This window comes from Chitinophagaceae bacterium (genome assembly GCA_016699815.1).
Taxonomy (GTDB): domain Bacteria; phylum Bacteroidota; class Bacteroidia; order Chitinophagales; family Chitinophagaceae; genus Ferruginibacter.
This window is the reverse complement of record CP065012.1, coordinates 1,164,376-1,176,868: the sequence shown is the minus strand read 5'-3', so window position 1 is coordinate 1,176,868 and position 12,493 is coordinate 1,164,376. Positions and strand designations below refer to the sequence as shown.

10 protein-coding genes are annotated in these 12,493 nt (G+C 38.3%); 3 read left to right on the top strand and 7 right to left on the bottom strand.

What is annotated here, in order from left to right; genetic code table 11:
* Nucleotides 1–298 precede the first annotated feature (298 nt).
* Complete coding sequence (locus tag IPO46_05160; protein ID QQS63974.1) at nt 299–2,287, top strand: PQQ-binding-like beta-propeller repeat protein; 1,989 nt, start codon at nt 299–301, stop codon at nt 2,285–2,287.
* A 65-nt stretch (nt 2,288–2,352) separates the two neighbouring features.
* Here the strand turns inward: IPO46_05160 and ade are convergent, their stop codons facing one another.
* Nucleotides 2,353–3,984 carry an adenine deaminase gene (gene ade, locus IPO46_05155; protein ID QQS63973.1) on the bottom strand — a complete coding sequence of 544 codons (1,632 nt, stop codon included), beginning with the start codon at nt 3,982–3,984 and terminating at the stop codon, nt 2,353–2,355.
* Nucleotides 3,985–4,074: 90 nt separating this feature from the next.
* Between ade and IPO46_05150 the strand changes: the two genes are divergently transcribed.
* Nucleotides 4,075–4,785, top strand: a complete 711-nt coding sequence (locus IPO46_05150; GenBank protein ID QQS63972.1) for a hypothetical protein — start codon at nt 4,075–4,077, stop codon at nt 4,783–4,785.
* A gap of 5 nt (nt 4,786–4,790) precedes the next feature.
* Here IPO46_05150 and trmD read toward each other — a convergent pair whose 3' ends face one another.
* The gene (gene trmD / locus IPO46_05145) at nt 4,791–5,471 is read right to left on the bottom strand and encodes a tRNA (guanosine(37)-N1)-methyltransferase TrmD (protein QQS63971.1); all 681 of its coding nucleotides are present in this window, start codon (nt 5,469–5,471) and stop codon (nt 4,791–4,793) included.
* A 12-nt stretch (nt 5,472–5,483) separates the two neighbouring features.
* Entirely contained in the window at nt 5,484–5,867 is a 384-nt protein-coding gene (locus IPO46_05140; protein QQS63970.1) for an RNA-binding S4 domain-containing protein, read from the bottom strand.
* Between the two features lie 84 nt (nt 5,868–5,951).
* Between IPO46_05140 and IPO46_05135 the strand changes: the two genes are divergently transcribed.
* On the top strand, nt 5,952–8,105 hold the full coding sequence (locus tag IPO46_05135) for a DPP IV N-terminal domain-containing protein (GenBank protein ID QQS63969.1): 2,154 nt from the start codon (nt 5,952–5,954) through the stop codon (nt 8,103–8,105).
* Between the two features lie 94 nt (nt 8,106–8,199).
* Here the strand turns inward: IPO46_05135 and IPO46_05130 are convergent, their stop codons facing one another.
* From IPO46_05130 to IPO46_05115, 4 genes are all read right to left on the bottom strand, one after another.
* Nucleotides 8,200–8,412 (bottom strand): hypothetical protein, encoded by a 213-nt coding sequence (locus IPO46_05130; protein ID QQS63968.1) that lies wholly within the window; start codon nt 8,410–8,412, stop codon nt 8,200–8,202.
* A 103-nt stretch (nt 8,413–8,515) separates the two neighbouring features.
* Nucleotides 8,516–9,148, bottom strand: coding sequence for a YgjV family protein (locus IPO46_05125; protein ID QQS63967.1), 633 nt, complete (start codon nt 9,146–9,148; stop codon nt 8,516–8,518).
* Between the two features lie 99 nt (nt 9,149–9,247).
* Complete coding sequence (locus IPO46_05120; protein ID QQS63966.1) at nt 9,248–9,724, bottom strand: hypothetical protein; 477 nt, start codon at nt 9,722–9,724, stop codon at nt 9,248–9,250.
* 125 nt (nt 9,725–9,849) lie between these two features.
* Nucleotides 9,850–12,453 carry a gliding motility-associated C-terminal domain-containing protein gene (locus tag IPO46_05115; protein QQS63965.1) on the bottom strand — a complete coding sequence of 868 codons (2,604 nt, stop codon included), beginning with the start codon at nt 12,451–12,453 and terminating at the stop codon, nt 9,850–9,852.
* Between the last annotated feature and the right edge of the window lie 40 nt (nt 12,454–12,493).

The window sequence follows — 12,493 nt, the reverse complement described above, 5'->3', positions numbered from 1 at the left end:
AAAAGACTCTTGTGTCTTAAATTTAGGTGTAAAACTATTTTTTTTTACCATAGCCCATTTGGTTTTTCCAAAACTCAATTTTTGGCTCTATTTAAAGATATAAATCCTGGTGGCTGCCTATGGGCCGAACAGCCCATTTTATGGTTTTGGGTAAAACAGTATTGCTATTTCTTGTTAAAGTATAAAATTTTTCATATTCTTTGTGCGTTAACTCACTCCTGTATATTTTATCTAAAGGTATTTTTCTTATACAACACAAAAATTTAAGATTGCAATTTGTTTTCAAAACTAAAAATTTATGAAAAAAACATTTTTATTTTTCATTAGCCTTGCTGCCGGCTTAAGCTTGTTTGCACAAAAAAATGCAGACTGGACAAAAGAATTCCCATCAAAAATAAACTGGTACCGTATTACCGATGCAGGTACAGTAATGGTAGCAACCAAAGATGCTTTATATGGTATTTCTCCCAATGGTGAAGAAGCGTGGAAGGCAGACGATATTGAGAATATTAAGGAAGAAAACCTGGATGTGCATGACGGAACGCCCTACGTAACACTGGTAAAAGCAAAACTAATTAAAAGCAATAACAAAGTGGTGGATGTGGTGAGCGGTAAAACCATTCTCAACACCGAAGACCTGGGTTTTCATAATGTACTAAAAAGACTTTACCTGCCTCAAAGCAACCAAATGCTTTTTTACGGCGGAAACAAAAATGGCAAATTAATACTGGTACTTGCCGACCTGGGAACAGGCAGTAAAGTTTGGGAGCAGGAGAAGGTATTTGAAAAAAAATCGGAGCAGCTGGTTTCAAAAGCCAGGGAAGTAAATGGCGGCATATTAATTGCTACCGATAAAAATATTTACAACCTAAATAAAACTACCGGCGAAGTTTTATATTCAATTGACATGAAAAGTGATTTGCCGGTGCAAAAGCAAGTGAAAAAATCGGGTTTTGGTGGGTTTGGAAAAGCATTTGGCGGAAGCGGCGCATCTGAAATGCAAACTATGACTTCGGCCGACTTTTTCCAGGGAGCAGACAAATCAAAATTTTATTTTTGGAACCAGGATTATATCACACAGTTTGATGCAGCCACAGGCAATGAAACCTGGACAAGGTTTAAACTGCCTTCTCCCATAGCTTACATTTTGCAAGACAGCCGTGGGATGATAATTGCCACAGCCGAAAAAAGGCAGGAAGATATTGCCAAAGCCAATTCAGGCGGTGGCGGGCTTATTGGAAAAATCAAGAAAAGCAATGCTGCCGGTAAAAACAGGGCAACTTTAATCCTGTTGGATCCTGCAACAGGAAATACAAAATGGAACAGTGAAGATGTAGATTTAAAAGGCGATATACTTGCTTATAAACTTGCCGGAAATAAGTTAATACTTGGTACAGAGTTAGACAAAGGAGATAATTTTATAAGTATTGTTGACCTTGATGCCGGAAAATCCATAACCAAAAAACCCATCAGTATTAAAGGCGATGTTACCGATTTGCAATTGGTACCGCAGGGCCTTTATTTCCGAACAACAGAACAAATTAATATTCTCGATATGGAAACAGGCGATAAAACCTGGAAAAAAGGGTTTAAAGTAAAAAACTGCCTGGGATATAATGTGGATGAAAACACTGGCTATGTTTATGGAAATGGGAAAGTGTATAAAGTAGATTTTAAAACCGGAGATATGGACGAATGGCTGCAAAGTTTAAATTTTAACCGGGACGAAGAGCCCAATACTATGGGAATTTATGATAATAAAATTTTTATTTCCAGCGATCAAAATGCAAGCTTATATGATAGTGATGCAAAATTGGTTTACCATACTTACGTTCCGGCTCCTGGCAGAACAATGGGCGGAAAGCTACTATCGGGCCTTGGAGGCGCAACCAGTATGATGATTGGCGCAGCAGGCGCAGCTCAAAGCGCTCAACTCAGTTATGCAAAAGGTTACTACGGCAGTACCGATCCCGGCCTTGATGCCAATATAAAAGCCAGTAACAATTTGGCTACTGCAGGTTTTTCATCGGGCATTGCCGGGTTTAAAAGTATTTCACGCAGGTTTAATGCTACGGCACAGGCCAATGGCTTTGTAGCCATGCTTACTGCATTTGGCAGCAACCAGGGTAAAGATGCAGGCATTACCATTGTAAACAAAGAAAACGGAAAACGAATTGCAGATATGTTGCTGGGAGATAAAAAAGACCCGGATTATAAAATGGATGAACTGGGAAGGGTAATTTATTACCGCAGCGGAGGCAACACACTGGAAGGGTTTAAATTTTAGTACTGCTTATTCTATAAAAAAACCGCAGCATTTTGAGTGCGGTTTTTTTTATTTTGGTGTTGCGACTATTGTATAAATTCAAACTTGTCGCCATCAAATAAACCTTTGTCACTTAATTTTAAATGTGGAATTACTAATAATGCCATAAAGGAAAGCGTCATAAACGGTGCGGTAAGAGTGCTGCCTAAAACTTCTTTTGTAAATTTATCTATGGCTGTATAATCAGCCGCAACCTTATAGCCATCTTCATTACTCATAAGCCCGGCAACAGGCAATGGCAATACAAGATTTGTATTATTGTATACGGCGCTTACGCCACCTTTATGCTGTATTACCAGGTTAATGGCTTTGCAAATACTTTCGTCGTCAACACCCGCTGCAACAATATTATGGCTGTCGTGTGCAACCGTTGAAGCCAAAGCGCCAAGTTTTATGCCGGTATTTTTAATAAAAGCCACAGCTGCCGGGGCTTCATTATAGCGGTTGATTACTACTATTTTTAAAATATCGTTTTGTACATCGCTTACTAATTTACCGTTTTCAATAAGTGGTTTTAGCATTAATTTTTCAGTAATTAATTGGCCATCTAATGCAACAATTACCGCAATTTCGGTTTGGCCGGTTTCATTTATGGCAATATCGCTTGTTGTTTTTGGGCTACAGTTAAACTGGTTAATTACAGGTGGTGCAAAAGTTTTTATTAATGAATTTCCGTTTTCTGCAACTTTATTACCATCAATATAAGTTTGCAATACTTTAAAATCAATGAGGCTGTTTACTACAATAAAATCTGCGCTATCGCCTTGTCTCAATAATCCGCATCGCATATTGTAATGTAATACAGGATTGATGCATGCAACTTGCAATACTTTAAATACATCTATACCTTTCGCAACTGCACGGGCACATAATTGGTTAATATGGCCAAGCTCCAGGCTATCTGGGTGTTTATCGTCGCTGCAAAACATCATGTTTTCATAGTGATCCTGCACCAAAGGTATGAGCGCTTCAAAATTTTTTGCAGCGCTGCCTTCCCTTATTAATATTTTCATGCCATACTGCAATTTATCCAATGCTTCTTCAGCAGTAAAACATTCATGGTCGGTACTTATGCCTGCTTCAATATATTTTTTGGCATTTTCTCCCCTTAACCCTGGGGCATGGCCATCAACAGGTTTATTTCTTTCTTTGGCCATATCAATTTTTTTCATCACTTCCTCATCTCCAAATAATACCCCTGGAAAATTCATCATTTCGCTGAGGTAATTTATTTCCGGCATGTCTAAAAGTATTTTCACATCACTTGCATCGAGTTTTGCCCCGGCAGTTTCAAAAACGGTTGCAGGTACACAGCTTGGCGCCCCAAAATGAAATTTAAAGGGAACGGTTTTGCCGTTTTCAATCATAAATTTTACGCCATCCATACCGCATACGTTGGCAATTTCATGCGGATCGCTAATGGTGCCGGTGGTACCATGCAGTACTGCAAGTTTTGCAAATTCCGAAGGAACCAACATACTGCTTTCCACATGCACATGGCTGTCAATAAATCCCGGTAATATATAAGGCTCATTGGGTTGTAACGGGCCGGTAATGCCTATTTGTAGGATTTTTCCATTGGCAAATGAAACGTTGCCGTACTTAATTGTTTTATTAAAAATGTTAACAATGTTGCCTTTTATGTTACCGCTGGACATATTTTTATTTTATTGGGTTACAAATTAACTATTAAACTTTATAAGATTGATATTTTTAATTATCTTTCGCATAGATAAAATGTTGCATAAATGAAAATAATAAAATTAGTATTTGCTGCTGTTCTACTAGCCCTTACTATGCCAGTAAGCGCCCAAAACTTAGATGATGTTTTAGATAATTATATTAATGTACTGGGCGGAAAAGAAAAATTAGATTCCCTTACTACTGTAAAAATGACCGGCAAACTGGAAGCCCAGGGTTATGAAATACCACTATCCATTACCTGTGTACACGATAGTGGGTATAGGTTTGATATGGAAATTATGGGAATGGAAAATTACCAGGTGGCCAATAAAACAGAAGGCTGGATATTTATGCCGGTACAACAAATGAAAGAGCCAGAAAAAATGGATGATGGGCAATTCAGGAGCCTTCAAACCAATTTTAATTTGCATGGCGGCGAATTTGTAAATTATAAAAAGAATAAGGATATAAGGGTAGAAGTAGATGGCTCGGACATGGTAAATGGGGAGCCTGTGCATAAGTTAAAAGTAACCGATAAGGCAGGTGATATCAATTACTATTATATTGATATGAAATCGGGCAGGTTGGTAAAAACCATGAAAAAAGTATGGTTCAACGGGCAATCTTTATATGCAGAATCCACTTACTCGGATTTTAGAAAAACTGCAGATGGTTTTTGGTTTCCTTTTTCTATACAAACATCAAATGGCACCATAGTATTTGATAAAATTGAAACCAATATTGATGTGCCGGACAGCCTGTTTCAAAAGCAATAATAAATTTAAAGCTTATCTAAAAGATCGGGCCTTAAATTTTGGGTACGTTGCATGGATTGATTGTGCCTCCATTCATCTATAAGTTTATGGTTGCCGCTTAGCAACACTTCTGGTACTTTCCAGTTCCTGAAAACTTCTGGCCTTGTATAAACTGGCGGTGCCAGTAAATTATCCTGGAAGGAATCGCTTAATGCAGAACTTTCGTCGTTCAACACACCCGGAATTAGCCTTACGATAGCATCCGTTAGTACGGCAGCAGCTAGCTCACCGCCACTTAATACATAGTTGCCAATAGAAATTTCTTTGGTTATAAAATGATCCCGCACACGATGGTCTATACCTTTATAGTGGCCACAAATGAGCAATAAATTTTTTTTGAGCGATAAGCTATTTGCCATTTGCTGGTTAAAAATCTCTCCATCTGGGGTAAGAAAAATTATTTCATCATATTGGGTTTTTTGTTGCAGTGCCTCAATGGCATTTACTAATGGCTCGGCCATAAGCACCATGCCAGCGCCGCCGCCAAAGGGGTAATCATCTACCTGTGCACGGGCATAGCTCGTATAATTTCGAAGGTTGATAATATTAATGTTTAATAATTCCTTTTCGGTAGCCCTTTTAAGTATGGAATGAGAAAAAGGTCCATCCAATAGTCCTGGTACAACGGTTATAATATCTATCTGCATTGATAAATTTGTTTATTGGTTAAAGAAATTATCCCTGTCTCTTTTTTGTTTTTTTGTTGGCTTACCGGTTTTACTCATTCTTTTACCGGTGTAAAATGATGCTGGTGCAAATTCTGTTTTATATATTTCTTCTGCTGGCGTAAGGTCAATATAATACTTTATGGCTTCTGTAAAGGCAACCCTGTTGCTCAAAAGGCCGGTTACTTTTATGCGCCATTTTTTTTCTGCAGTTTTTACTTCATATTCATCATTTTCTATTATCTGCTTTGAAGCTTTTGCAGAAGAGCCATTAAAATAAACCTTCCCTTTTGTACAGGCTTCTGTGGCAAGGCTCCTGGTTTTAAAAAGCCTAATGGCCCAAAGATATTTGTCCAGCCGCAACTTTTCTGTATTCATTTTGCAAAATTATCATTTCTTTTTACAGCAACGGTAATAGCAGGTAAGAGCATTTTGCTATCTTTAAAACTTAAATTAAGAAATATGCGTTTTAAGAAAATCTTTTTAGTGGTTACCTGTATCGCCATAATGTATAGTGTAAAGGCACAAGAAATTAACTGGTCGCCCGATGGAGCCGGTTTTGTCCGTTTTAAAGAAGGAAATATCATTAAGGTAGATCCCAGAACAGATGCAGAAACCGTTTTGATAAAAAGTGAGCTATTGATACCCGCAGGTAAAACCGCTGCATTGCGCCCACAAAGTTTTGAATACAGCGCCGATAAATCAAAAGTTTTGCTATTTACCCATACAGTAAAAGTATGGCGCTACCGCACCCGTGGAGACTACTGGGTTTTGAGTGGCAATAAACTTACCCAATTGGGTAAAGGGCTGGGCTTGCAATCTTTAATGTTTGCTAAATTTTCACCGGATGGAAAAACCGTAGCTTATGTAAGCGATCATAATATTTTTATAGAAGATATAGCCACTGGTATAATTAAAAAAATGACAATGGATGGTACAAGGAAACTCATAAACGGAACTTTTGACTGGGCTTACGAAGAAGAATTTTTTTGCCGGGATGGCTTTCGCTGGAGCCCCGATGGCAAGCATATTGCTTTTTGGCAGGTAGATGCAACTAAAATAAAAGATTATTACATGCTCAATACTACCGACTCTAATTATTCCAAACCCATACCTGTTGAATATCCAAAAGTAGGAGAGTTGCCAAGCGCTGTAAAAATTGGCGTTTTTTCTGTAAATGGCGGTGCAATAAAATGGATGATGTTTGAAGGAGATGCACAGCAACACTATATTCCACGTATGGAATGGGCGGGTAATAACAACCTTGTGGTGCAAAGAATGGACCGCAAACAACAGGAAAGCAAATTGATTGATTGCAAAATTAGTGATGGCAGTTGCAGCACATTTTGGGCAGAAAACGATGATGCCTGGGTAGATTTAAATACGGATAAACCGGTGGGTTGGAACTGGATAAACCAGGGACAGGATTTTTTATGGGTGAGCGAAAAAGACGGCTGGAGACATATTTACAAAATAAGCAGGGATGGAAAAAATACAACGTTACTTACCAATGGCAATTATGATATTGGTGAGCTAAAAGCAGTGGATGAAAAAAATAATTATTTATATTTTACCGCATCGCCCAATAATGCAACGCAATTGTATTTATACCGCACCCGTATCAATAATTCCAAACAGGATGCAGAACTGGTAAGCAATGCATCATTAAAAGGCACACACAATTATCAAATTTCACCGGGTGCATCTATTGCCATGCATAGTTTTAGCAACCACAATACGCCACCGGTGAGCGAATGGATAAGCCTGCCTGATAATAAACCATTAAACCCGGCAAAATCCATTGCAAAAAGCCTGCAAACTGATCCCGCTGTTAACGTTGAATACCTGCAGGTAACTACCGAAGACAATATTATTCTTGATGCTTGGATCAATAAACCTGCAAATTTTGACCCTGCTAAAAAATATCCTGTTGTGTTTTATGTATATGGCGAGCCAGCAACTACAACTACACAAGATAGCTACGGCTCACACAGTAACTTTTTATATGGCAATATGAATGAAGATGGCTATATACAGGTAGGTATTGATAACCGGGGAACACCAGCTTTAAAAGGAGCGCAATGGCGTAAATCTATTTACCATAAAATTGGTGATATCAATATTAGGGACATGGCCATGGGAGCAAAAAAAATACTGGAAAAACCTTATATGGATACCAGCAGGGTTGCCGTGTGGGGATGGAGTGGCGGCGGCTCATCTACGCTACACCTGATGTTCAGGTATCCTGAAATTTTTAAAACCGGCGTTGCCATTGCAGCAGTTTCCAACCAATTGTTTTACGACAATATTTACCAGGAACGATATATGGGTATACCACAGGAGAACAGGGAAGACTTTATTAAGGGGTCACCGATTACTTATGTACAGGGATTAAAAGGACACTTGTTGTATATACATGGCACTGGCGATGACAATGTACATTACAGCAATGCAGAGGTTTTATTGAATGAATTAATAAAGTACAATAAACAGTTTGAGTTTATGGCCTATCCAAACCGTACGCATAATATAAGCGAAGGCCCGGGAACCCAAAGACATTTGGGTACTTTATATACCAATTTTATTAAAAAATATTGCCCGCCGGGAGCAAGGTAACTCTGTATTATCCTTTTCAAATAAATATTAATAATTAGCATCCTGTATCCTAAAAAATTACAGGATGTTTTTATTTTAAAAAGCTATATACGATTTATGCTTCGGGTAAAACGGGGCCAAAATGCAGTTTTTTCCCTTCCACTTCCTTTTCAGGAAATAAAATATCCAAAGCGGTTTCATAACCTTCTTCGGCAATTTGAGTGAGTTTTTTATGGGTATTGGCATTACGGAGCAATTCGGCAATGGCTACGCCTGCAACAAATGCTGCTAATCCCACTACTATCATTTTTTGGCTTTTTTTATTCATAATCCACAATTTTTTTTTGGCAAAAAAAATATAATGCAAAAATAGTGCTCAAAAAGGGCTAAATGAAGTTTATAAGGATTTAAATCAAAATTTAACTATTAATTCATATTGCTTTTACCCAAAAAGTTTCGTTGCCTGCCTGCTCCGGCAAAAACCCCATTTTTTTTAAAAAATATAAATGATTTTTATTAGTCACCTGCCGGTACACTATGCGTTTTATGCCTTTTGATAGCAGGAATTCTTTTTCCCGTTGAAAAATAAATTTTCCTACTTTATAGTCCCGGTATTTTTCCAGGGTATAATTGATGTTTACTTCGGCATCGCCTTTTTCGGTAAGCTTTGCGCTAAATACATTGGCTATCACCAAATCCCTAAGTACGGCAAAGTTTAGGTTTTGAAGGAGCATATTTTTTTGAAAAGATGGAAAATACCCGGCAATATCCTGCTGGTAATATTGAAAAAAACGGTCAATCATTTTTTCTTCGCCTTTAAATTCTATTAAATCAAAAAACTCTTTCTTTTTTAAAAGTTTACGCAGGTAATAAATGTTGATGCAAAACAAAGTGCCATTGGTTATTAATACCGGTATGGCGTTTAAAATAATGGCATAAATAATAAAACAGGTACAGCCGCTGGCAGAAAAAATGCGAAAAAACAACTCGGTTTTTGCCAAAAGCCCAATAATAAGGCAAAGCGAAGCCAGGTAACCGATATATGGTGCAATTTGCTGGAGCATTACTGTTTAATTTATTGCGGCAAAGATAGTGGAGGAGATAGTTGCCGGGCATAAAAAAAATCCGTAATTGCAGTTTGAATAAATATTTTTTACCTTGGGCTATTTCACCTTTTTTAATAAGAGTACATAACCACAAAGCAACTTTTTCTTTTTGTTTACCTGCACAGGTTTTATCATGTGGTACTCACTAAAGCGTGGGATGTAGTCATAGTTGATAATATTGCCATCCACATCGCCCCACTGGTTCTTTTTATACACTACCTGGCGTTCATTCCAGTCGTACATACGTACTTCGTATAATTTTGAAGTTATATCGCCAATAAAAACAAAATGATAAAGGTTGCCTTCGTTTAATGGAACAATTACCGGCATTTCGTACTCACTTTCCATGGATACTGATGCTTCTTTTAACACCACAAACCCCATTTTGGTAAATTCTTTTTTTATACTATCGGCCTGCCCCATAATAAATTCATTGGAGCAGGGTTTTTGCTTTATTACATTATTTTGCCCAAAAGCATTGCTGCAACAGTATAAAATGAAAAAGGAGAAAATTACTGGTAAGCGGTTTTTCATCGGTTAATTGGCGTTAGACAAGTACAATAATAATACCTGCTTTTTGCATTTCAAAGGAAAAGCCGATGTATATTATAAATGAGTGACTATTATAATGTTATAAGCCAGAAAAACAAGTCTTTTATTTACCTTATTAAAACTACTGTTCCCTTTTTATCAATCTGGTTGCCCATATAGTCAATGGCGCTTACCTGCCAAACATAGGTACCAAGAGGCTGATCGGAACTATTATATTTTCCATCCCAACCAAGGCCTATTTGAGATGTGGTGAACATCAATTGCCCCCATCGGTTGTACACTGTAAAATAATTGAGGGTTTTAATGCCCAGGGCAATGGGTTTAAAATTATCGTTTCGGCCGTCGTTGGTAGGGGTAAAAGCGTTGGGTATATAAATACCAGCCGGTACACGGTATAAATGCACTTTTATGGTATCGGTATCAAAACATCCTGCAGGGTTGCTCACTTTTACAACATATTCAATATTGTTCTGCGGCAGCGAAACGGGGTCTTGTACGTTTGCATTACTCAACCAAGTAGCAGGCGCCCATTGAAACAAGGTGCTGCCCGTGGCAAATAACTGCAAGGGTTGATTTAATACAATTGACGTATCTCTAGGGCCGGCATCGGCATCAATTACGGCCACATTTACAAAAACCGTATCAAAAGACGCTTTAGGGCATCCTAAAGAATCATTTACTTTTACTACATAGCGCATATCTTCCTGCGGATTGGCAATAGGGTTTGCTATAAAAGGATTATTTAAATACAGGTTGGGCGTCCATTCATAAATACTTCCACCGCTTGCATGTAAAAAAACAGGGGAGCCTGCACATACCGTTGTATCTCTCCCGGCAAAGGCTTCAGGATAAGGTATTCGGGTAACGGTAATATCATCATTTGCCATGCATTTTCCAATTGATGCCGTTACATGGTATGTTGTTACAGGATCTACAGGGTGTGCAACAGGGCTTTGAGCATTTGCAGCGCTTAAAGTTGTGGCAGGCGACCATTGAAAATATAAACCGTTGCCGCTGGTATTTAACCTCAGGCTGTCGTTGCCGCAGGTAGAGGTATCGGGCATTACCGATAAGGTTACATGATCCACCACATTTACATAAATCGTATCTGTTGCCACGCAGCCGGTATTATCGGTAAAGGTTGCTATATAAAAAGTATCGGTATTGGGGCTTACCAGCGGGTTAAGGATTGTGGTATTGCTAATCATATAATTGGGCGACCATACAATACCGCCGGGAACATTGGCAGATGCATTTAACCTTAAGGTATCAATATTGCAAATTAAAGTATCGCTGGTAAGTTTAAGTTCTGGCTTTTCTATAATGGTAATTACTTCTTTTACGGTATCTATACAACCTTTGTTGCTTGCTACAATTAAAGTGGAGTTATAAGTGCCGGGAACAGAATAAATAAATTGAGGATTGCGGATATTGCTCGTATCGCTTTGGGTGCCGGTAACGCCAAAATCCCAGTGCCAGTAATTTACCTGGCCGTAAACAGCAACCGTTGAGTCAGAAAACTGTACGGCTTTGTTGATGCACTTGGGTGAATTTTGATTTATGCCGGCAAAAAAACCAGGATAAACTTTGGCATAAGTAGAGGAAGAGTCTGCACAATCGGTGCCCATATTTACATACAATTTTACAAGGTATGTTCCAGTATCGGCATAGGTGTGGGTTGGCGCTTCCAGGCTTGAGGTAAAGCCATCCCCAAATTCCCAGAGAAAGGTTTGGTTGAGTGGCGAAGAAACCAAATTGCTGAAAGAATAGGTATAAGAATCACACATGGGTATGGATTTTGGCAGGCTTACGTATGCAAAATCGCATGGCGCTACGCTTATAATAAAATCTTTACGGTGCGATGCAATATACTGGCCGTTTCGGTAAGTATTAATACAAACCGAAACCACATACTTACCTTCTCCGGGAGCAATGCCGGAAATAATACCGGTATTTGGATCAATATGTGCTAAAGGTCCTAAAGGTTGTGTTCCTGAATATCCGTTAGTATAAGGTATACTACCGTAAGGTGGCGGGGCTGGAGTAGTAAATCCAGCATCTCCGGCAAGGCCTCCATTAAATGCATTACAAATTGAATAAACTAAGGAATCGCCATCGGGATCAGTTGCACTAAAATCCAATGTAAAAGGCCGGTTATAGCACACAACTGAAATACCACGAGAAAACTGCGGACTGTTATCCTGCAAATTTGTACCTAATGTATTGTTTCCGGGTATTTGGCCAATATAAGTGGCACCCATTAAATCTGTGGTGTTGGAAATATTTTCAATTCTGCAACAGGTTTGATAAGTAATGGTATATCCATTGTTATTATTTGGAAGTGTAATCGTAAAAGGATAAAAGCCCCCGGAGTAAGATAAATTGGGCACATTTTGAATGCAATTGGGGAGCGCATTTAATGATAATGCCTGTACAGTACTTAATGCTATGTTCCAATATCCACCGGTAGAATTTCCTGGTATCATAGCATTATTATCATTACTAAAAACACCGATAGATACAGTGGGAGGCATTACAGAACAGTTTACACATAAATTATCTCTGAAAAGTATTAGAGTAACTACATAAGTACGGGTAGATGGTGTGCTGCTAACAAATTCATAAACAACTTCGCCACCTGTAATATGTCTTGCAAATACAGGCTGTATAAAACTAATAAAAATTAAGCAAATAAGTAAACCTCTTTTCATTGATAACAATAAGACTGTAAAATAACCAAATAAGCTGTAC

Coding starts and splice junctions, on each gene's coding strand:
- IPO46_05125 (QQS63967.1), bottom strand. CDS start 9,148: ATGCTCCAGCAAATTGCACCATATATCGGTTACCTGGCTTCGCTTTGC.
- IPO46_05140 (QQS63970.1), bottom strand. CDS start 5,867: ATGAATACAGAAAAGTTGCGGCTGGACAAATATCTTTGGGCCATTAGG.
- IPO46_05135 (QQS63969.1), top strand. CDS start 5,952: ATGCGTTTTAAGAAAATCTTTTTAGTGGTTACCTGTATCGCCATAATG.
- IPO46_05160 (QQS63974.1), top strand. CDS start 299: ATGAAAAAAACATTTTTATTTTTCATTAGCCTTGCTGCCGGCTTAAGC.
- IPO46_05130 (QQS63968.1), bottom strand. CDS start 8,412: ATGAATAAAAAAAGCCAAAAAATGATAGTAGTGGGATTAGCAGCATTT.
- IPO46_05120 (QQS63966.1), bottom strand. CDS start 9,724: ATGAAAAACCGCTTACCAGTAATTTTCTCCTTTTTCATTTTATACTGT.
- trmD (QQS63971.1), bottom strand. CDS start 5,471: ATGCAGATAGATATTATAACCGTTGTACCAGGACTATTGGATGGACCT.
- ade (QQS63973.1), bottom strand. CDS start 3,984: ATGTCCAGCGGTAACATAAAAGGCAACATTGTTAACATTTTTAATAAA.
- IPO46_05115 (QQS63965.1), bottom strand. CDS start 12,453: ATGAAAAGAGGTTTACTTATTTGCTTAATTTTTATTAGTTTTATACAG.
- IPO46_05150 (QQS63972.1), top strand. CDS start 4,075: ATGAAAATAATAAAATTAGTATTTGCTGCTGTTCTACTAGCCCTTACT.